We start from the raw sequence: 20,146 nt of genomic DNA, 5'->3' as shown, positions 1-20,146 counted from the left end.
GGCAGGAAAGCGCCCCCGGCCCGCAGGATGGCCAGGAAGGCGGCGATCTGGTCCGGCCCACGCGGCAGGGCCACGGCGACCACGGTCTCGGGGCCGATGCCGACCCGGATCAACCGATGGGCGAGGCGGTTGGCCGCCCGGTCGAGCTCGCCGAAGGTGGTGGTGCGCGGACCGCAGATCACCGCAGGCGCCTCGGGATAGGCCTGGGCCGCCTCGCCGATCAGCGCCGGCACCAGCGCCTCCGACAGCGGCATCCCATCCGCGTAGGGCGAGGACAGCGAAGCGAGAGAGGAGGCCGGGACCAGCGGCAGGGTATCGACGCGGCGGCCGGTCTCCTCCACCGCGCCGCGCAGCAGGGTGAGGAAGCCGTCGCGCATCCGCTCCATGGTGTCCCGCTGGAACAGGTCGCGGGCATAGCCGAACGCCCCGCGCAAGGCCCCGCCGGCCTCGGCCACCGTTTCCAGAACGACATCGAACTGGACGTTGCCGGTTCCCCGCCCGAAGGGCGACACGACGAGATCGCCCACATTGAACCGGGACGGCCCCTCGACCCGGTGGCTGTGCATGACCTGGACGACGGGAGTATGGCTCACGGTCCGGCGGGTCTGGAGCGCCTCCACCAGACGCTCGAAGGGCAGGTCCTGGTGTCCTTGCGCATCCACCATGGCGTCGCGCACGGCCCGCACGTGGTCGAGGACGCTGGCGCCGGGATCGACGACGACCCGGATCGCCAGGGTGTTGACGAACAGGCCGACCAGCGCCTCCGTCTCCGGCCGGTTGCGGTTGGCCACCGGCACGCCGATGCGCAGGTCCGCTTCGCCGGTATAGCGCCGGAGCACCAGGGACAGGATGGCCAGCAGGACCATCGCCGTCGTAGCGCCGGCCTGCCGCGCCAGGGATTCGAGGCGGGCGGCGATATCGGCATCGACCGCGAAATCCACCGCCGCCCCGCGAAAGCTCTGGACCGCCGGGCGCGGGCGGTCGGCCGGCAGGGGGATCACGGACTCCGTCGCCCCGAGGCGGTCCCGCCACCAGCCGAGCTGGCGCTCGAGTTCGCCCGCCTCGAGCCAGTCGCGCTGCCAACGCGCGTAATCGGCATAGGCGATCGGCAGCGGCGGCAGGCCCGAGCTCTCCCCCGCCACATAGAGGCGCATCAGGTCGGCGAGCAGGATCTCCACCGAGCGGCCGTCGGAGACGAGATGGTGCATCGTGAGGAGGAGGACGTGGCGCTCGGCCTCCATCCGCACCAGCACGGCCCTGAACAGGGGCGGTGCCGCCAGGTCGAAGGGCCGTCGTGCCTCCTCCCGCGACAGGGACGCGAGGCGTTCCTCGGCGAAGGCCCGGTCCTCGGCCTCCAGCGAGACCTCCCGCAGGCTCGCCGCGACGAATGAAGCGGTGACCGCCTCGACCTCGTCGGTCTCCCCGGCCCGGAACCCCGTCCTCAGCGCCGGGTGCCGCGCCACTAGAGCGTCGAGCGCCCGCGCCAGTGCATCCCGGTCGAGCGGCCCGGAAAGATCGAGCCCCCCGGCGATATGGAGCAGGGCCGCGTCCCCCCCCATCCGCCCGATCAGCCACAGCCGCTCCTGCGCGTAGGACAGGGGAGCGACCCTCTCGCCGCCGGCATCCTCGTCCCCCGCCACGATCGGCAGGCGCGAGAAGTCGATGCCGCGTGCGGCCAGGGCGTCGAGGAAGACCCTGCGCTTGTCGGGGGCAAGCCGGGCGAAGCGGCGGCTGAGATCGGCGGCTTGGCCAGACATTCAGGCCTCCAGATCGGCGAGGAGAGCGTCCATGTCGGACAGGTCGGCGGCGTCGTCCCGTCCGTCCCCCGCCCCCTCGCTCGACGTCGCGGCCAGGGCGTAGCCGCGCAGGGTCGGCGCCTCGAACAGGGCACGGATCGGCACGGTGAGACCGAGGCGCTGCTTCACCCGCATGGCGAGTTGCGCGGCGGTGAGGGAATGGCCGCCGAGCGCGAAGAAGTCGTCGTCCCGGCCCACATTCTCGACGTCCAGGATCTCGCCCCAGATCTCCGCCAGGGCGATCTCCATGGGCCCCTCGGGCGTGTCCGAGCCTCGCGAGGTCGAGAGCGGCACCGGAAGGGCGCGCAGATCGAGCTTGCCGTTCGGGGTCAGCGGCAGAGACGCGACGACCAGGATGTGAGCCGGCACCATATATGCGGGTAGCCGGCGAACGATCCCGCTACGGAGGGCATCCGCGTCGATCCCCTCGCCGACCACATAGGCGACGAGGTGCCTGTCCCCGGCGGCGTCGCGCAGGATGACGGCGGCATCGATGACGCCGGGTTCCGCCCGCAGGGCCGCTGCGATCTCCCCCGTCTCGATCCGGAACCCGCGCAGCTTCACCTGCCCGTCGGCCCGTCCGAGATAGGCCAGCGTGCCGTCCGGCCGCCGCACGGCGAGATCGCCGCTGCGATAGAGGCGCGCCCCCGGTGGCCCGAACGGGTCCGGCACGAAGCGCTCGGCCGTCAGCGCGGCCCGCCCGAGATAGCCCTGGGCCAGACCGGCGCCGCCCACATGCAGCTCGCCCGCCACCCCATCCGGCACGGGGTCGAGGTTGGAGTCGAGGAGGTGCAGGGTGAGATCCGGCAGGGCCTCGCCGATGGGGCTGTCGGCCCGATTCGCGTCGTCGGCTACGAGCGGTCGATAGGTCACGTGAACCGTGGTCTCGGTGATGCCGTACATGTTCACCAGACGGGGCGAGGCATCGCCGAAACGCTCGAACCACGGCCGCAGGGCGGATACGTCGAGCGCCTCCCCACCGAAGACAACGTGGCGTAGCGCCAGTCCCCGGGGCCGCGCGAGGGCGGCCTGCATCAGCGGCCGGAAGGCGGACGGGGTCTGGTTCAGCACCGTCACGCCCTCGCGGACGAGAAGGTCGAGGAACGCGTCCGCCGCCCGCGCCACCTCACGCGGCACCACGACGAGGCGCCCGCCATGACAGAGCGCGCCAAAAATCTCCCAGACCGAGAAATCGAACCCGTAGGAATGGAACAGCGTCCAGACGTCGTCCTCGGCGAAACCGAAATCGTCCTGCGTGGTGGTGAGCAGTCGCGCCGCGTTGGCATGGGTGACGACGACGCCCTTCGGCCGGCCGGTGGAGCCCGACGTATAGATCACGTAGGCCGGCTGCTCGGGGTGGGGTGCGGGAGGTAGCGGCGGGCCTCCGTCTTCGGACGCCGCCGGACCGTCCATGAGGATCGGCTTCGGGCCGCCCTCCGGCAGGCTGTCGACGAGGCAGGCCGTGGCGAGCACGTGCCGGGCCCCGCAATCGGCGAGCATGAAGGCGAGGCGGTCGGCCGGATAGGCCGGGTCGAGGGGAACATAGCCGGCTCCGCTCTTCAGGATCGCCAGGATGCCGACGACGAGGGAGATCGAGCGCTCGGCGCAGAGACCGACGAGATCGCCCGGCCGCACCCCTTCGCGGACGAGACGCCGCGCGAGACGGGCCGCTCTGGTCTCGAGGTCGGCATAGGTCGCCTGCTCACCCTCGCACGTGACGGCCACGGCATGCGGTCGCCGACCCGCCTGCCAAGCGATTCGGAGATGGATCGCGGGCTCGGCCGGCGATGGCCGGAGGACGGCGGCCCGATGCCGTGCCGCCTCGATTTCGTCGGGCGGGACGAGGGTGAGGGCATCGAGGGGCGTGTCGGCCGCATCCATCAGGGCATCGAGGATGTGAAGCACCTGCGCGTTCAGGCGCCGGACCTCGGCGGAGGAGATGCGGGCCTGGTCGATGCTCCAGTTCAGGCGCGGCGCGCCGTCGAGGAGAAGCGACAGGGTAAGGGGAACGTCGGTCGCTTCGAGGGTCGCGACCGGGCCGAATTCCAGGCCGCCGAGGCTGCGGTCGCGGACCACGGCGTCGAGGGGGTAGTTCTCGACGACGAGGAGGCTGTCGAACAGCGGCTGCCCGCCGCGCCCGACCCAGGCCTGGATGTCGGCCAACGATGCGAGATCGTGCTCGCGCAGGGCCGCCGCCCCGCTTTGCAGCCGACGCAGCCAGTCCCCGACGTTCAGATGTCCCGGCAGGCCGACGCAGCGCGGGACCGTGTTGATGAACAGGCCGAGCACCCCGTGCATCCCGCCGTCATCCGGCGGGCGGCCCGATCCTGTGGTGCCGAAGGCCACGGTGGAGCGCCCGGTGAAGCGGCTCAGGGTGAGCGCCCAGGCCGCCTCGAACACCGTGTTCAACGTCACCGTCTCGCGCCGGGCGAAAGCCTGGAGGCGGTCGGTCCGCGCCTCGCCGAGGGCGGTGTCGATGGCGATGTGCCCGCTCGCCCCCGTCTCGCCGGACAGAGTTGGGGCGAGGAGGCTCGGCTCGTCCAGCCCGGCCAGGGCCTCGCGCCAGAACGACTCGTCGGCGCCGCGGTCGCCTTGCGACAGCCGGGTCAGGTGCTCGCGGAACAGGCGGGTCGGTGCCTCGACCACCTCTCCGGCATAGTGGCGCAGCACCTCGGAGATCAGGCGCGCATTGCTCCATCCATCGAGGAGAAGATGGTGGCAGGTCCAGATCAGCCGGTGCCGGTCTTGGCCGAGATCGACCAAAAGGAGGCGCATGAGCGGTGCCTGCGCGAGGTCGAAGCCGCGGGCGCGCTCGGCCCGCGCCAGCGCGTCGAGATCGGCGTCGGCGCGGTCGCTCAGGTCGAGTCGGGTGACCGGCAGCTCGGCGGAGGCATGCACGAGTTGGAGCGGAGCGGCGAGGTCGCCGGTCCAGAGGAAGCTCGTGCGCAGGATCGGATGGCGTGCGACGCCCGCGCGCCAGGCCGCCGCGAACCGGTCGGGGTCGAGGTTACGGATCGTGACGCCGAGCTGGTTCACGTAGAGACCCGCTTCCGGCGCGGCCAGCGCGTGGAACAGGATTCCGCCCTGCGTCGGGGTCAACGGATAGATGTCCGTCACGTCCCGCAGATCGAGGCCGTCGATCCGGTCCTGCGTCAGGGCGGCCAGCGGGAAATCGGACGGTGTCGCGCCGCCGGCCTCGGGGTTAAGTCCGTGCTCGGCGAGGGCGGAGAAGGCGGCACCGAGCCTTTCGGCGAGGCGGTCGATGGTGGCCCTGTCGAAACGGGCGGCGCTGTAGCCGAGGCGCAGGGTGACCGCGCCGTCCCGCAGGAAGCTGTCGACGATCAGCTCGGCGCCGAGAGGTGCGGCGGGATCCGCCGACAGGCGCATCGATTCGGCATCGATGGAGAACAGGGAACCGGCATCGATGGCGGTCACGGTGCCGAGGTGATTGAACGTCACCTCCGGCCAGGGCTGGGTCGAGAGTTTCGCACGCAATGATTCCGGGCCGAGGTAGCGCAGGACCGAGTAGCCGGAGCCGTCCCCGGGGAGGGTTCGCACCGCTTCCTTAGTCGACTTCGCATCGCGCCCGACATCGCCTGATACCGACAGGGTGATCGGAACCAGGGTGGTGAACCAGCCGACCGTCCGATCGAGGGGAAGGTTCGTGGCGTCCCCGTCCCGGCCGTGGCGCTCCAGGGTGACGCCCAGCGTCGAGTGCCCCGACCAGGCGGCGACGGCGCGGGACAGGCCGGCGAGGAGGACTTCGTCGAGCCGCATCCCGTAGGCCGTGCGCAGACGATCGAGCCCAGCCATGAGGGAGGGGTCGAGGACGAGGGTCCTCGTCGCGGCGTGATGCTGGTCACGCGCGCCTTCGGGTCGGTCGATGGGAAGGCGCGCGGCCGAAGGCGCGGACGCCCAAGCCTCGCTGCGACCGGCGATCTCCGCCGCGTGATCTCGCAGACGGTAAGCCCAGGCCCGGAAGGGCGTCGCGACGGCGGGCGCCGATGCGTCTCCCCGGTAGAGCAGGTCGAGGTCGGAGACGAGGATGCGCCACGACACGGCATCCACGACGAGGTGATGGGCCGTGAGAAGCAGGCGCTGACGCCCATCGGGGAAGTTCGCCAGGATGGCGGCGAAGACGCGGCCATCGGCGAGGTTGAGGCTGCGCTCGGCGGCGAGGAAGCAGACCCGTGCCTCGTCGTCGCTCTCCACTTCGACGATGGACAGGGGCTCGGCGAGCATCGCGGGCGATATCGGCTCCTGGATCCAGGCTCCGGTCGCATCGCGGCCGAAGGCGTAGCGCAACGCTTCGTGATGGGCCACCAGGGCCGCCAGCGCGTCGCCGAGGCGATCGGCGTCGAGCCTCACGCGGGCATCGAGTTCGAGGGACTGATTCCAATGGTCCCGGCGGGCCATTGGCTGTTCGAAGAACCAATGCTGGATGGGCGTGAGCGGCGCAGGGCCTTCCGGCACGGACACCGTCGTCTCCGCCCCATCGGGCCGGGCGATGACGCGGGCCAGGGCGGTGACGGTCTGATGCTCGAAGATCTGGCGCGGCGTCACGGCAAAGCCCGCTTCGCGAAGGCGGGCGACGATCTGCAGGCTGAGGATGGAATCGCCGCCGGCTTCGAAGAAGTTCCGGTCGGGTGGGATGGCGGGGAGGCCGAGCGCCTTGGCCCAGATCTCGGCCACCACGGTCTCGGTGGCGGTGAGCGGACGCGAGGGACCGCCCGTCGCCTCGACCAGGGGCGCGGGCTCCGGCAGGGCCGCGCGGTCGAGCTTGCCGTTGGGCGTCAGCGGCAAGCGATCCAGCGCCACGATCCGGCTCGGCACCATGTAGTCCGGCAGGCGCCGGGCCAGATCCGCCCGGAGCGCGCTCGCGTCGAGCTCCGCCCCGGCCGCAGTGACAACGTAGGCCACCAGCAGCGGACCCGCCGGACCCTGCCGCAAAGCCGCCGCCGCGCCCGCCACGGTCTCCTGTGCCAGCAGCGCCGCCTCGACCTCGCCGAGCTCGATCCGGAACCCGCGCAGCTTCACCTGCNCGCAAAGCCGCCGCCGCGCCCGCCACGGTCTCCTGTGCCAGCAGCGCCGCCTCGACCTCGCCGAGCTCGATCCGGAACCCGCGCAGCTTCACCTGCGCATCCGCCCGGCCGAGATACTCCACCGTCCCGTCCGCCCGCCAGCGCGCCAGATCCCCGGTGCGGTAGAGCCGGCCGCCGTCCCGGCCCGACAGGTCCGGGAACGGGTCGGGGATGAACCGGTCCGCCGTCTGCCCGGCCCGGCCGAGATAGCCCCGCGCCAGACCGTCGCCGCCCAGATGCAGTTCGCCCGTCACCCCCACCGGCACCGGCTGCAACGCCGCGTCGAGGATGTAGGCGCGCCGGTCCCCCACCGCCCGGCCGATGGGCGCGTAGGCCCCCTCCACCGCGTCCCCGGCCCGGGCCCGCCACACCAGGGGCGAGATCACCGTCTCGGTGGGGCCGTAGCCGTTGATCAGCAGTGTGGGGTCGAGCGCCCGGCCGATCAGCGCGAAGCTCTCCCGCGACAGGGCCTCGCCGCCGAACGCGTAGGAGCGCCGGCTCGGGCGCGGGCCGCTGGCGGCCTCGAGCGCCAATTGGTGCATGTAGGCGGTAGGGAAGCCCGCATGGGTGACGCCGTGACGCTCCATGGCGTCCAACGCCTCGCGCGGGGTCCACAGCCCGTCGGGCTTGAGCACGACGCAGCCGCCGAAGGCCAGCGGCACCATCCAGCGCTCCTGCGCCCCGTCGAAGCTCATCGACAGGACGTGGAGTTCGCGCGTCTCCCGGTTCGTGCCGTAGACGGCCCTCCTGCGCCCCGTCGAAGCTCATCGACAGGACGTGGAGTTCGCGCGTCTCCCGGTTCGTGCCGTAGACGGCCCCCGTGGCCCGCACGTGCCGGGCCAGCGGCCCGTGCGCCACGGCGACGCCCTTGGGGGTCCCTGTGGAGCCGGAGGTGTAGATCACGTAGGCGAGCTGCTCCGGATGAGCGGTACGCGGTGGCGCGGTCTCGGGCTCGGAGGCGAGATCGAGGGCGGAGGGGTCCAGGGTCGCGCCCTCCCCCATCCCGGCCTCTCCCATACCCGCCTCTTGCGCCAGCCCGTCGAGGGCCGGCCCCTGCACCAGCAGCAGGCGGGTCCCGGCATCGCGCAGGAGGGCGGCCAGACGCGCCCTCGGCTGGGCCGGATCGAGGGGCAGGAAAGCGCCCCCGGCCCGCNCCCTGCACCAGCAGCAGGCGGGTCCCGGCATCGCGCAGGAGGGCGGCCAGACGCGCCCTCGGCTGGGCCGGATCGAGGGGCAGGAAAGCGCCCCCGGCCCGCAGGATGGCCAGGAAGGCGGCGATCTGGTCCGGCCCACGCGGCAGGGCCACGGCGACCACGGTCTCGGGGCCGATTCCCTCCCGGATCAACCGGTGGGCGAGGCGGTTGGCCGCCCGGTCGAGCTCGCCGAACGTGGTGGTGCGCGGACCGCAGATCACCGCCGGGGCGTCGGGATCGGCCTGCGCTGCCTCGCCGATCAGCGCCGGCACCAGCGCCTCCGACAGCGGCATCCCATCCGCGTAGGGCGAGGACAGCGAAGCGAGAGAGGAGGCCGGGACCAGTTCGAGCGTGTCGATGCGACGGGCCGGGGTGCCGGTCAGGCCATCGAGCAGGGCGCGATAGCCCTCCTCGAACCGGGCGATGGTGGCGGGGTCGAAAAGGGCTTCGGAATAGGCGAAGGTCGCGGACAGGCCGCCGTCCTTTTCCGTTACCTCAAGGACGAAATCGTAGGCGGGCGTGCCGGTATCCTGCCCGAATGCTTCGAGCTTAAGGCCGGCGACGGTACCGAGATCGCCCAGGGTCGCCGGCTGTTGGCTGATCATCACGCGGGCAAGGGGTGCCCGGCCGGGAATGCGTTCCGGCTGCAGCGCCTCCACCAGTCGCTCGAAGGGCAGATCCTGATGGGCCAGTGCGTCCGTCACCGAGTTCCAAAGCCGGCTAATGACGTCGCGTCCCGGCGACGCCGGGTCGATCGACACAGGCAAGACCAGTGTGTTCACGAACACCCCGACGAGGTGTTCGACGCCCGGCAGGTGGCGACCCGCCACGGGCATGGCGATGCGCAGGCTCCGGGTGTCGCCATAGCGATGCAGGAAGAGGGCGAAGGCGCCGAGCAGGACCGTGAAGGGCGAGGTGCCCGTCTCACCCGCCAGGGCCGCGACCCGACGGCTCACCCCCTCGCCGATCGTGAAACGGTGCCGGAGGACGCGATCGGGTATTCCGACCCGCCTCTGGCGATCGGAGAGCGACAGATCGGGTTCGGGCCCGCCGAGGCGTTTGCGCCACCAGGCGAGGTCGGACTCCATGGCATCGGCGCGTGGTTCGCTCGCCTGCCAGGCGGCGATATCGGCCGGCTGGATCGTAAGGGGGGGCAGACCGGTGGGCAGGCTCTCCGCCTCAGCCCGATAGAGCGCCGGCCATTCCCGCAGGATCACGCCCATGGACCAGCCATCGGACACGATGTGGTGCAGGGTCACCAGCAGAACGTGATGGGCCCCGCCGAGGCGGACCAGGGCAAAGCGCGCGAGCGGGCCGCCGGCGAGGGTGAAGGGGCGTTCCGCCGCCTCACGGCAGAGGGCCGCGAACCGCTCCTCGCGCTCATGCGCGTCGAACCCGGTCAGATCGGTCTCGGGCAACGCGACCTCGCAGCCGGCCACGATCACCTGCTCGGCCCGGCCGTCGGGGCGGCGGTGCAGACGGGTGCGGAAGGCCTCGTGCCGTGCCACGAGGGCAGCGAGGCTGCGGTCCAGGGCACTCCGGTCGAGGGCGCCGTGGAGGTGAATCCCGCCGGCGATATGATGGCGCTCGTCATCGCCGAATTCGGCCTCGAACCAGAGCCGCTCCTGCGCCAGCGAAAGGGGAAGCACTCCGTCGCGGGAGGCCGGAGCGATCACGAGAGCCGTCGTACCGGCCGCGATCTCCGCCCCGACCGCATCGGCGAAAGCCCCGAGCCGGGGATGCGCGAACAGGGTTTGCGGCGGGATCGTGATGCCGATGGCCGCGCGTAGCTCGGTGAGCATCCCGATGGCCGCGATGGAATTGCCGCCGAGGGCAAAGAAATGACTGTCGCGGGTGAGGTCGCGCCGGTCGAGGATGACGGACCAGATCGCGGCGAGGCGCGCATCCAGCCCGGCCAGGGCCATGGCCTCACCGGATTTCGGCGCGCCTTCCCCATTGATGCGCCGACCGTCCTCCACCACCGCGTAGGCGTCGAGGGCGCCCGTCTCCCACCCGCGCCGCGTGGCGCCGCGCTGAATCTTCCCGCTGGATGTGCGCGGCAGGCCGCCGGGATTGAGCAGGACCACGACGCGCGCGGTCTCGAGGAAGGCATCGGCGACGGCCTCCGATACCAGCGAGGCGATCGCCTCGGGCGCGGCGAGCTTCTGGACGGTGCGCGACACCTCCGCCGCCACGCCGATGCCCTCGCGGCCGTCGCGCTCGATGGCGAAGGCGGCGATCCGGCCTCGGCGCAGGATGTCGACGCCCTGCTCCACCACCCGCTCCACGTCCTGCGGATAGACGTTCTGGCCACGCAGGATGATGAGGTCCTTCTCGCGCCCGACGAGGAAGAGCCGGCCCCGGTGCAGGAAGCCGAGATCGCCCGTCCTCAGGCAGCGCACGCCGTGCCGTTCGACGAAGGCGGCCGCCGTCGCGTCCGGGTTGCGCCAATAGCCCTGGGCGAGGCTCGGACCGGAGACGACGACCTCGCCGATGGTCCCGTCCGGCAGCGATTCCCCATCGGAACCGGCGATGTGGATCGGATGCCCGGGCTGCTCGAAGCCGCAATCCACCAGCCGGGTGCCGTCCGCCGCAGCGACGGCGCGGCCTTCCGCGAGGGTGGCGGGATCGAGGTCGAGGGACCGCATGCCCTCGCCGCGCATCCCGGCGGTGAGGAAGAGCGTCGCTTCCGCCAGGCCGTAGGACGGCCTCAGCGCGCGGGCGTCGAAACCGGCGGGAGCGAAGCGCTCGGCGAAATCGGCCATTGTGGAGGCCCGGACCATTTCCGAGCCCGAGAAGGCGATCTGCCAGCTGGACAGGTCGAGCCGCGCGACGGTCTCGTCGTCGACCCTGTCCTGGCATAGGCGGAACGCGAAATCGGGACCGCCGCTCACCGTGCCGCGATGATGGTGGATGGCTTCAAGCCAGCGCGCCGGTCGGCCGAGGAAATGCTTGGGCGACATGAGAACGCCCAGGATGCCAGCGTAGATCGGCTGCAGCATGCCGCCGATCAGACCCATGTCGTGATAGAGCGGAAGCCAGCTCACCATGACGTCGTCGGGACGGAAGTCGAACCCGACCTGGATCAGCCGCTCGTTGGCGACGAGGTTGGCGTGACTGACGACCACGCCCTTGGGCACGGCCGTGGAGCCCGACGTGTATTGCAGGAAAGCGACGTCCTCCGGCAACGGCGCCGCCTCGAGCCGACCGGCGGGATCCGCGTCGCCGGATTCGTCCGCCGAGATGTCCTCCACCGGCAGGACCGCGCTGCGGATTCCCGCCGTGGCGAGCATGGCGTGAACGGAGTCCGCGTCGTCGCGATGGACGAGGATCAGGGCCGGCTCGGCGTCATCGATGATCGCGGCGATGCGCGCCTGATGCTGCGACCGGCGCGGCTCGGGCGGGAACACCGGGACGGCGATGAGGCCGGCCTGCAGGCAACCGAAAAAGCCCGCCACGTAGTCGAGCCCGGTATCGAGCAGGAGGCAGACCCGGTCGCCGGGGCTCGCCGATTGCCGAAGCCGCGCGGCGATGGCGCGCGCCCGACGGTGGAGCTCCGCATAGGTGACCGTGACCTCGCCCCGCTGCGGGTCGTCGAGGAAATGAAGGGCGGAGACCTCGCCATGGGCCTCGGCCAGCCAGCGCAGGTGACTGACGAAGTCCGTGGCGGGCGGGACCGCCAACGACGCGCGCGGGAAACCGTCGGTCATCATGTGTCCTGGTAAGTCTAGAACGGGGATGTCATCGAAACCGGGCGCCGGGGTTCAGGCGCGGGCGTCGCCGGCAAGGGCGCGGCGCAGGCTCAGGGGCCGCATGTCGGTCCAGACCGTGTCGATATGATCGAGGCACGCGGTGCGAGGTCCGGAGAAGCCGGTGGCGCTCCATCCGGCCGGCACCGGGCGATGGGCGGGCCAGACGGAATATTGCTCTTCCCCGTTGATCACGACGAGGAACGTCGCTTCGCTGTCGTCGATGGCCATGGCGTCGCGCTCCGCGAAATTGGTCGGTCTTGCAGCCAGAGACGGTGGCGGATCGCCGAAATTTAAGCGGCGGCGCACAATTTTTCCGGCCGGCTCCTAAATCCCTCCCCTGCCCGAACGTCCCTTTGCCTGACGACCGCCGGCGGATCGCCGCGGTGATCCGTGTCGCTCGGCGCAGGAATGGAGGTTCGGTGATGACGGAATCCTACGACCACTCGGATACGTCCCTCCCCCTGCGCGGGGTATTCCGGGACGAGGGGCTGAGGCGCGGGGACGATGACGACGCGCCGGTCTACGATGCGCTCGGCATCGGCTTCGGCCCGTCGAACCTGTCGCTGGCCATCGCCCTCGACGAGGCGGGACGGCGGCGGGGCCGCCAGCCCCGGGTGCGCTTCCTCGAGCGCCAGGACGAGTTCGTCTGGCACGGCGGGATGCTCCTGCCTGACAGCGGGATGCAGATCTCCTTCCTGAAGGATCTCGTCACCCTGCGTGACCCAACGAGCCCCTACACCTTCATCAACTACCTCCATGTCCACGGCCGGCTGATCGACTACATCAACCGCAAGTCGTTCTTTCCGAGCCGGATCGAGTTCAACGCCTATCTGCGCTGGGTCGCCGGGCATTTCGCCGATCGCTGCGACTATGGCGATACCGTGCTGGCCGTCGAGCCGGAGGGGCGCGGCGACACGATCCGCCACCTGCTCGTCCATTCGCGCAAGGCCGATGGCCGCGAGCAGAGACGGCGCACCCGCGCCGTCATCCTCGCCACCGGAGGCGAGCCGCGGATCCTACCGGTCTTCGAGGAGCTGCAGGGGAGCGCCCGGATCTTCCACTCGTCGCGCTACCTGTCGCGGATCGACGGCGTTCCCCTGCCGGACGGCGCCACACGCCGGCCGCGCATCGCCGTCATCGGCGCGGGCCAGACGGCGGCCGAGCTCTTCCTCGACCTGCAGAGCCGCATTCCCACCGCGGACATCTCCATGATCTTCCGCAGGCAAGCGCTGAAGCCCGCCGATGACAGCCCCTTCGTCAACGAAATCTTCAACCCGGACTTCACCGACTTCGTCTACGGCCAGCCCGAGACCCAGCGCCGGGCCATCATCGACGAGTTCCGCGGCACCAATTACTCGGTGATCGACACCGACCTTCTGACGCGCATCTTCGACATCCTCTATCAGCAGAAGGTCTGCGGCGAGCATCGCCATGCCCTGCGGCCGAGGACCACCGTGGTCGGGGCCGTAGAGCAGGCCGGCGAGATCGTCCTCGAAACCCTGGACGCCGCCACGGGGCTCACCGCGCAGGAAGCCTACGACGTCGTGATCCTGGCCACGGGCTATCGCCGCGACCGCCTCGAGACCATCATGCCGTCGCTCGCACCGCATCTCACCGACGGCACCATCGGCCGCGATTACCGTCTCGCCACCCGCCCCGGTTTCGAGCCGGGCATCTATCTCCAGGGTTTCAGCGAACCCACCCACGGCCTGAGCGATACCCTCTTGTCCATCCTGGTCATGCGGGGGCATGAGATCGCCCAATCGCTACTGGCCGACCGTCAGACGACGGCCGCGCGGGCCTGACGCGGCCCTCGGTCCACCAGCATGGCGTGCGTTGCAGCGTCGAACGGGCGAACGAAATCCATGATCCGAGCCGATGCGGGACCAAGGGGAGATTCCGGCCCGGACGATGCGGTCTACAGCCTCGACCGCGTCACGTTCTCGGTGCCCGGGCGCGTGCTGCTGCAGCCGCTGACCCTGACCATCCCCGCCGGCCGGGTCATCGGCCTCATCGGCCATAACGGGTCGGGCAAGTCGACGCTGATCAAGCTGCTCGGCCGCCAGCAGGCTCCGAGCGCCGGACGCGTCCTGTTCAAGGGCGCCCCGATCGAACAGCTCGGGGACCGCGCCTTCGCCCGCGAGGTCGCCTATCTTCCGCAGACGACGCCGCAGGCGCCCGGCATGCTGGTCAGGGAACTCGTCGCCATGGGCCGCTATCCCTGGCACGGGGCGCTGGGCCGGATGGGCGCGGCCGACCGCGAGGCCGTCGCCGAGGCGATGCGGCTCACCACGGTGACGCCCTTCGCCGAGCGCATGGTGGACAGCCTCTCCGGTGGCGAGCGCCAGCGCGTCTGGCTCGCCATGCTGGTGGCGCAGAACGCCGGCTGCCTGCTTCTCGACGAGCCCATCGCCGCCCTCGACGTCGCCCACCAGATCGAGGTGCTCTCCCTCGTGCGCCAGCTGTCGCGGGAGCGCGGCCTCACCGTCATCGTGGTCCTGCACGACGTGAACATGGCGGCCCGCACCTGCGACGACCTCATCGCGCTCCATGGCGGCCGCCTCATCGCGCGCGGCACGCCCGCCGAGATCGTGACGCCGGAGGGGCTGGAGGCGATCTACGGGGTGCGCATGGGGGTCATCCCCCATCCCCGGACGGGCATGGCCCTGAGCTACCTCGACTGAGGCCGGCCCGAACCCGCATCGCGCTTCGAGCGTTGGCCCGTCAGATCAGGGAGCGACGCATGTCCGAGACGACGAAACCGCCCGAACCGACCAAGGTGAACGAGGATCTGGCCGCATCCTCCTACGACCGATCGCGCGGCGGCGGCTCCGGCGAGCCCGAGCAGAACGGCGCAGCGACCGGCCCGAAGGATACCGTGAGCGGAACCGTTCGGGAAACGCCGGACGATCCGAGCGACCGGCCCGGCACCGAAGCAGAGGAAGCCGCCCGATGAGCATGAATGGATCCACGCCCGAGGCGCCCGCCACGGTGACGCTGAAGGAGCCACGGGACAAAGCCTACTGGGCCCGCTATTTCCAGACCCCGAGCGAGGAGGTTGAGGCCGCCGTGGCGGAGGTCGGCCACGATCCGGCGAAGGTCGCCGAACGGCTCGGCAAGCCGTGGCCGTTCGAAGCCAGCGGCATCGTGTGAGGGAATCGGCTGCGGCGGGCGGTCTCCGTCCGCGCCTGGCTGGTGAGGCGCGGCATCGTCGCCGGGCGCCTGTCGGCGGCGGGCAGGGGCGAGACCATGCCGGTCGCGCCCAACGCCCATCCCGATGATGCGACGACCCCGCCGGACGGCAGCGGAACCGCCGCGTCGCGTTCCTCATCGAGCCCGAAGCATAGGAAGACCGGCGACCTGGCGCCAGCCCCAGAATTTCCATCATGGCTTTCGGGGGACCGCGACCTCCCGATAGCCGGTTCCCGCGACCCTATGCTGATAGATGCCCGGCGCCGGTTCCTTCAGGTCACTGGGAAGCGGGAATGGACGCGGCGCGCCCAACAGGAGGGTACGGATCAGGAAGTCGAGCAGCTCGGCCTGATAGGCGGCCTCACCTTTTTCGATCAGCTCCACCGCGCACAGTGCCTCGGCCACGATGTGGCGCCCGTCCGACCCTCGGAAGGTGACGCGATAAGCCGCCTTCCCCGTCCAGCTTCGATGGAAACAGAGAACCGGGCCATCGAGATAGGCGAACCATTTGTCCTCCATCGCCTTCGGAACCAGGCCCCGCGCGATCCTCTCGAAATCCGTGTCGCTGAAGGAGGCCCGGTAGGGAATGGGAGACGTCTCCCCGAACGGCAGGCGCTTCCAGTCGTCCGGCCCCGCGCTCATCGCGTGCCCACCGGTGGCACGCTTGCCTTCTTCAGATCGGCGAGGCATCCGCCCATGACCCGCATCATCTCGGCCTCCGTTTCGGCCGAAACGCCCATGGGCCGGAGGGCGGGACTGGTATTCTCGGGCCAATCGACCCGTGTGCAGGACAGGAAGAGATGCCGAAAGCGCCGGCTGCACCCGCGCTCCGCCAGGGCGCGCAGGGCCGGCGGGTCGACGTCCCCCACGATCTCCTCGACGCTTCCGAACGCGCCGGAGGGGGGCGGCCGGTCCCGCCGCTTCCACTCGCCGGTTCGATGCTCGACGAGGCCGTTCACGCATTCGTCCGCCAGACTCGTCGGCGGCCGGACGATGAGTTCTTCGAAGGCGCGGGCGGGTGAGGAGACCGCCAGCGACACGGCGAGCAGGCGCATCGGCATCCCCGTCCACCCCGGACGGTTCCGAACGCGATGCCGGGGACGTCGTGGATATCGACGCATTCTGCCTTCTCCTCGGGCTTAAGGCATGACCGATCCTGCCGGGACGGGCGACGCTCTTCAACCCGGCGGAGCGACGGTCGCCGAGCCCGGTCGGGTGTCCCCCTCCCGTCCGATCAGCGCTTCGATCCTGCCCCTCAGGGCCTGGATGCTGCGATAGCCGACCGAGGCGGCGACGTGGCGTGCCGCCCGGCCATCGGCCGCAAGGGCCAGGGCCCGCACGATCCTGGCCCTCGCGCGCCACTGCCCGAAGCTGAGGCCCGTTTCCCGGCGAAACCCGCGCGTCAGTGTCCGGCGGCTCACGCCGGCCTGATCGGCCCAGGCGTCGAGACCGAGCGCCAAGGCGGGATCGTCGATCAACCCGAGGCAGATCCGTCGTAGGCGGGCATCGCGGGGCAAGGGCAGGGTCAGCCGGGTTTCGGGCGCGCGTCTGGTCTCGTCGAGCACCAGGGCGGCCAGATGCCCGCCCCGCCCCCTCTCGTCATACAGAATGGGCTCGCCTGTCAGGGCGACAAGGGCGGCGGCGAGGAGGGGCGAGACTTCGATGACGCGCGCCCGTTCGGAGAAGCCGGCAATGGCCTCGACGGCGAGATAGGCCGAGCACATGGCGACGTCGCCATGCATGACGACCGCGTGGGGGAGGCGTGGAGGGATCCACAGGGCATGGCCCTCCGGCACCACCCAGGTCCCGTCCTCGGCGGTCGCCATCATCAATCCGGCGGTGGCGTAGAGCAGTTGCGCCCGCTTGTGGGAGTGCCGTTCCGTGCGGCTGCCGGCCGCGAAGGATTTGGGCATCACCGCGACGGCGCGGGGCACGTCCTGATAATCCTCGGCCCTGATGGAGCGCATGGTTTCCCCGTCGGCACGGTCTGCCTTGGCCCGAACGCGTACACCTTCGGCCCGACGGCGTTCAACGGGTCAGGTAGAGCGGGGCCTGCCTGCGGAGATCCTCTCTCGATGGACGCCGAAACCCTGTCCCGCCGCACCCTGCGCTTCGTCAACGTGGCGCATGCCCTCGATCACTTCGTCCTGCTGATCTACCCGACGGCCGTGCTCGCCATCGCGGCGCAGACAGGGCTGTCCTATGGAGAGCTGATCGCGCTCGCCACCGGCGCCTTCGTGGCCTTCGGGCTCTGCGCGCTGCCGATGGGCTGGCTCGCCGACCGGTTCGGACGGCGAAACCTCCTGGCGGTGTTCTTCTTCGGCTACGGCCTGTCGTGCCTCGGGGTCGCGAGTGCCGCGAGCCCGACGGCTTTCGCCCTGTGGCTCTGCGTGCTCGGGCTGGCTTCGGCGATCTATCACCCGGTCGGCTCGACGATGCTGGTGTCCCACTCGCGCCGCCTCGGGCGCGACCTCGGCGTGAACGGCGTCTGGGGCAATGTCGGCGCCGCGACGGCCTCGGGTGTCACGGCGCTGCTGGCGACGGGGTTCGGCTGGCAGGCAGCCTTCTTGGTGCCGGGCCTGGTCTGCCTCGCCTGTGGGATTGCGTTTCTCGCCATGGTCCCCGGCGACGGCGAGGGCGCGCAGGGCAAGGACAGGGGCAAGGCGGTCCTCGCGGTGTCCCGGCCCATCCCCCTGCTCGTGGTTTTCGCCTGCGCCATCGTGGCCGGCGGGATGACCTTCAACATCACCACCATCGCCCTGCCGAAGGTGGTGGACGAGCGGGTCGGCGACGGGCTGCCCCTCGCGTTGATCGGCTCCGTGGCCACCCTGGTCTTCATGGTGGGGGCCCTGACCCAGCTCGTCATGGGACGCCTGATCGACCGCTACAGCCTGCCGGCGCTGTTCCTGAGCCTGTCGGTGCTGCAGCCCCTGGGCCTGGGAATCGCTGCGCTGAGCACCGGCCTCCCGCTCCTCGCCGGGCTCGTCCTGACCATGGCCGCGCTCTACGGGCAGGTGGTGATCAACGACGCGATGGTGGCCCGCTACGTGCCGCCGCTCTACCGCGCGCGGGCCTACAGCGTGCGCTATTTCCTCGGTTTCACCGTGAGCGGGTTCGCGGTGCCGCTGATCGCCCTGCTGCACGAGAGGGGCGGGTTCGGGCTCGTGCTCGGGATTGCGGCGGCCTGCGGCGCCGTCATCGTCGCCTCGGCGGTCGGCTTTTTCGGCCTCACGGGAAACGACCGCTCCCGGCCCCTCGCCCCGGCGGGATGACGCGGGGCCGACCGCCACGCGACCGGCCTTCGCACCGCCATCGGACGGGGTCATCGCGAAACCTGAGCGAACGTCCTATTCCGGTCGCGCCAGCGGGAGCGATGCCATGCAGAAGCGCTACGAGATTTTCGCCGACTACCACCAGTTCTATCTCTGGGATCAGGCTGAGATGCCCGACACGGCGCTGGATTACAGCGAGGACGACCTCCGGCGGAGGGTCAAGACGGCGCCGTTCCTCGTGGTGATCCAGCCCGAGCGCAACATGTCCGTGCCGGTGGAACTCGACCTCCTCGACGCACCGCCCGACGAGGCCCTCGACCTCTGGGACCATGTGGTGGAGGCGAGCCTCGACCTGCCCTCGGGCCGGCTCGAAATCCATGAATGCACGGGCGGGTCCATCGACATCCTGTCGGTGGCACCCGGCACCTATCGCGTCCGCGCCTGTTTCGGCGGCCTCGATACCCTCACCGACGATCGCCTGGACGGCGAGGACCATTACCGCCTCGTCCTGTGGCCGGCCCCTGTCGCCCCCCTCGCGGTGATCAAGCACTACGCCGATCCCCGCTTATGAGGTTGCCTCGCTCCTTGCGGGAGAGCGACTGTCCTATCGGTCGGGCGCCTTGGGGCTGCCATGGCGTGCTGCTCCGCAAGATGGCGTTGAGGAGGGTGAGAGCTTTTGGGCGGACGGCCGGTTTCGCGGCTTGCGTGAAGCGGGCGATCACGGCCGCGTCGAGGGGGGCGGTCTCGACGCCTTTGCCCAAACACGTAAAAGCCCGCCTCGGCCGAAGCCGGGCGGGTGAAGTTTTGCTCATAGGAAGGCTCCCCGAGAGGAGCGCCAGCATCTTGGCCCTTCTGGTATACCAGCGTCAAGCCCGGAAGGTCACCGGGTCGGCGGAAACCGCCATCTCGTCGGCTCCAGCGCCTCTCCGAGAGAATCGTCGCGTCATTGCTGCGCCGAGATCCCCGGAAAAGAGCGGAGAGCCGTCGGCCCCCCGCTCGTCATGTGGTCTTTGTCGGCGTGTCGGGCCATCCGGTGCCGGAGGGCGACCGACCGCCGGGGAGGCCCGCGTCAGACGATGAACGACCCGCTGTCGAGGACATGATGGCCCTGGAGGAGGACGGCGAAGTCGACCGCTCCGTCGCCGTTGGTGTCACCCTGCAGGAGGGTGTTGCCGCCGCCGAACTTCATCCGCAACTCGCCGGCCTCGCCGGAGAACGCCTGGGTTCCGACGAACTGGAAGCCCTGGTCCCCGGCTAGCCCGGAATTCGCATCGATCGCGCTGAGGTCGATGCGGTCTCCTTGTGCGAAGTCGAAGTCCTTGACGATGTCGCGCCCGCCGATGGCGACGTCGCTGTCGGTGACGTTCTTGAACACGAAGGTGTCGGCCCCGGCGCGGCCGTAGAGGAGGTCTCGGCCGTCGCCGCCGTAGATCGTGTTGTCGCCGGCATTGCCGTAGATCTCGTTGTTGCCGGCATTGCCGTTGGCGACGAGATTCGCGGTTCCACTGAGAACCATCTTCTCCGTATTGGCTTCCATCGTGTGGCTGACGGTCGAGCGGATCGTATCGAAGCCTTCGCCCGGCTGTTCGATGGCGCGATCCCCGGCATTGTCGATGAGGTAGGTGTCGTTGCCGGTGCCCCCGCGCATGGTGTCGGCTCCGCTGCCGCCGAGCAGGGTGTCGTTGCCACCGTTGCCCGTCATGACATCGTCGCCGGCACCGCCGCTCAGACGGTTGTGGCCGTCGTTGCCTGTGATGTTGTTGTCGAGGTCGTTGCCGAAACCGCTGAAGTTGCGAGTTCCCGTCAGGACGAGATTCTCGACATTGGCGCACCGGCACGCCGTGAGCGTGGGCGATGCGG

General features: G+C 70.5%; 13 protein-coding genes and 2 pseudogenes. 6 read left to right on the top strand and 9 right to left on the bottom strand.

Features of this window, described 5'->3' with window-relative positions:
- The 5 genes and pseudogenes from ASF34_RS11740 to ASF34_RS11725 all read right to left on the bottom strand — a co-directional run.
- The coding region (locus tag ASF34_RS11740) for a condensation domain-containing protein (RefSeq protein WP_156465704.1) at window positions 1–1,757 on the bottom strand (1,757 nt) is incomplete at its 3' end.
- Window positions 1,758–6,767, bottom strand: coding sequence for a non-ribosomal peptide synthetase (locus tag ASF34_RS23470; RefSeq protein WP_244478976.1), 5,010 nt, complete (start codon window positions 6,765–6,767; stop codon window positions 1,758–1,760).
- Window positions 6,768–6,838: 71 nt separating this feature from the next.
- A pseudogene (locus ASF34_RS23770) lies at window positions 6,839–8,030 on the bottom strand (AMP-binding protein); the annotation flags it as partial.
- A gap of 1 nt (window position 8,031) precedes the next feature.
- On the bottom strand, window positions 8,032–11,780 hold a 3,749-nt coding region (locus ASF34_RS23460; protein ID WP_244478975.1), incomplete at its 3' end, for an AMP-binding protein.
- Between the two features lie 54 nt (window positions 11,781–11,834).
- On the bottom strand, window positions 11,835–12,050 hold the full coding sequence (locus ASF34_RS11725; RefSeq protein ID WP_056161238.1) for an MbtH family protein: 216 nt from the start codon (window positions 12,048–12,050) through the stop codon (window positions 11,835–11,837).
- Between the two features lie 194 nt (window positions 12,051–12,244).
- Between ASF34_RS11725 and ASF34_RS11720 the strand changes: the two genes are divergently transcribed.
- Genes ASF34_RS11720 through ASF34_RS11705 form a run of 4 tightly spaced genes read left to right on the top strand, consistent with a single transcriptional unit; the run spans window position 12,245 to window position 14,975 of the window.
- Window positions 12,245–13,627 (top strand): lysine N(6)-hydroxylase/L-ornithine N(5)-oxygenase family protein, encoded by a 1,383-nt coding sequence (locus tag ASF34_RS11720; RefSeq protein ID WP_056161236.1) that lies wholly within the window; start codon window positions 12,245–12,247, stop codon window positions 13,625–13,627.
- 60 nt (window positions 13,628–13,687) lie between these two features.
- Window positions 13,688–14,506: an ATP-binding cassette domain-containing protein gene (locus ASF34_RS11715; RefSeq protein WP_018045651.1), complete on the top strand. Its 819-nt coding sequence runs from the start codon at window positions 13,688–13,690 to the stop codon at window positions 14,504–14,506.
- A gap of 59 nt (window positions 14,507–14,565) precedes the next feature.
- Window positions 14,566–14,778 (top strand): hypothetical protein, encoded by a 213-nt coding sequence (locus ASF34_RS11710; RefSeq protein ID WP_018045652.1) that lies wholly within the window; start codon window positions 14,566–14,568, stop codon window positions 14,776–14,778.
- Window positions 14,775–14,975 (top strand): DUF3606 domain-containing protein, encoded by a 201-nt coding sequence (locus ASF34_RS11705; RefSeq protein ID WP_018045653.1) that lies wholly within the window; start codon window positions 14,775–14,777, stop codon window positions 14,973–14,975. The genes ASF34_RS11710 and ASF34_RS11705 overlap by 4 nt, the downstream gene beginning before the upstream one ends.
- A gap of 231 nt (window positions 14,976–15,206) precedes the next feature.
- Here ASF34_RS11705 and ASF34_RS11700 read toward each other — a convergent pair whose 3' ends face one another.
- The 3 genes from ASF34_RS11700 to ASF34_RS11690 form a co-directional block, all read right to left on the bottom strand.
- Window positions 15,207–15,656: a hypothetical protein gene (locus ASF34_RS11700; RefSeq protein ID WP_056161234.1), complete on the bottom strand. Its 450-nt coding sequence runs from the start codon at window positions 15,654–15,656 to the stop codon at window positions 15,207–15,209.
- Window positions 15,653–16,069 (bottom strand): hypothetical protein, encoded by a 417-nt coding sequence (locus ASF34_RS11695; RefSeq protein ID WP_156465703.1) that lies wholly within the window; start codon window positions 16,067–16,069, stop codon window positions 15,653–15,655. Before ASF34_RS11695 ends, ASF34_RS11700 begins: the two co-directional genes overlap by 4 nt.
- Before the next feature lie 123 nt (window positions 16,070–16,192).
- Window positions 16,193–16,981, bottom strand: coding sequence for a helix-turn-helix domain-containing protein (locus ASF34_RS11690; protein ID WP_056161230.1), 789 nt, complete (start codon window positions 16,979–16,981; stop codon window positions 16,193–16,195).
- Window positions 16,982–17,089: 108 nt separating this feature from the next.
- Between ASF34_RS11690 and ASF34_RS11685 the strand changes: the two genes are divergently transcribed.
- Both ASF34_RS11685 and ASF34_RS11680 read left to right on the top strand, forming a co-directional pair.
- Complete coding sequence (locus ASF34_RS11685; RefSeq protein ID WP_056161228.1) at window positions 17,090–18,286, top strand: MFS transporter; 1,197 nt, start codon at window positions 17,090–17,092, stop codon at window positions 18,284–18,286.
- Between the two features lie 106 nt (window positions 18,287–18,392).
- Window positions 18,393–18,857 carry a hypothetical protein gene (locus ASF34_RS11680; protein WP_018045659.1) on the top strand — a complete coding sequence of 155 codons (465 nt, stop codon included), beginning with the start codon at window positions 18,393–18,395 and terminating at the stop codon, window positions 18,855–18,857.
- A gap of 498 nt (window positions 18,858–19,355) precedes the next feature.
- On the opposite strand, the pseudogene ASF34_RS11675 reads toward ASF34_RS11680, so the two are convergent.
- A pseudogene (locus tag ASF34_RS11675) lies at window positions 19,356–20,146 on the bottom strand (calcium-binding protein); the annotation flags it as partial.

This window comes from Methylobacterium sp. Leaf106 (genome assembly GCF_001422895.1).
GTDB lineage: Bacteria > Pseudomonadota > Alphaproteobacteria > Rhizobiales > Beijerinckiaceae > Methylobacterium > Methylobacterium bullatum.
Note: the sequence above shows the minus strand (reverse complement) of the source record. Positions and strands in the feature narration are given on the sequence as shown.

Excerpts from the sequence above, each read along its gene's own strand:
- ASF34_RS11715 (WP_018045651.1), top strand. The coding sequence starts at position 13,688 with ATGATCCGAGCCGATGCGGGACCAAGGGGAGATTCCGGCCCGGACGAT.
- ASF34_RS11720 (WP_056161236.1), top strand. The coding sequence starts at position 12,245 with ATGACGGAATCCTACGACCACTCGGATACGTCCCTCCCCCTGCGCGGG.
- ASF34_RS11700 (WP_056161234.1), bottom strand. The coding sequence starts at position 15,656 with ATGAGCGCGGGGCCGGACGACTGGAAGCGCCTGCCGTTCGGGGAGACG.
- ASF34_RS11690 (WP_056161230.1), bottom strand. The coding sequence starts at position 16,981 with ATGCGCTCCATCAGGGCCGAGGATTATCAGGACGTGCCCCGCGCCGTC.
- ASF34_RS11680 (WP_018045659.1), top strand. The coding sequence starts at position 18,393 with ATGCAGAAGCGCTACGAGATTTTCGCCGACTACCACCAGTTCTATCTC.
- ASF34_RS11705 (WP_018045653.1), top strand. The coding sequence starts at position 14,775 with ATGAGCATGAATGGATCCACGCCCGAGGCGCCCGCCACGGTGACGCTG.
- ASF34_RS11725 (WP_056161238.1), bottom strand. The coding sequence starts at position 12,050 with ATGGCCATCGACGACAGCGAAGCGACGTTCCTCGTCGTGATCAACGGG.
- ASF34_RS11685 (WP_056161228.1), top strand. The coding sequence starts at position 17,090 with ATGGACGCCGAAACCCTGTCCCGCCGCACCCTGCGCTTCGTCAACGTG.
- ASF34_RS11695 (WP_156465703.1), bottom strand. The coding sequence starts at position 16,069 with ATGCGCCTGCTCGCCGTGTCGCTGGCGGTCTCCTCACCCGCCCGCGCC.
- ASF34_RS11710 (WP_018045652.1), top strand. The coding sequence starts at position 14,566 with ATGTCCGAGACGACGAAACCGCCCGAACCGACCAAGGTGAACGAGGAT.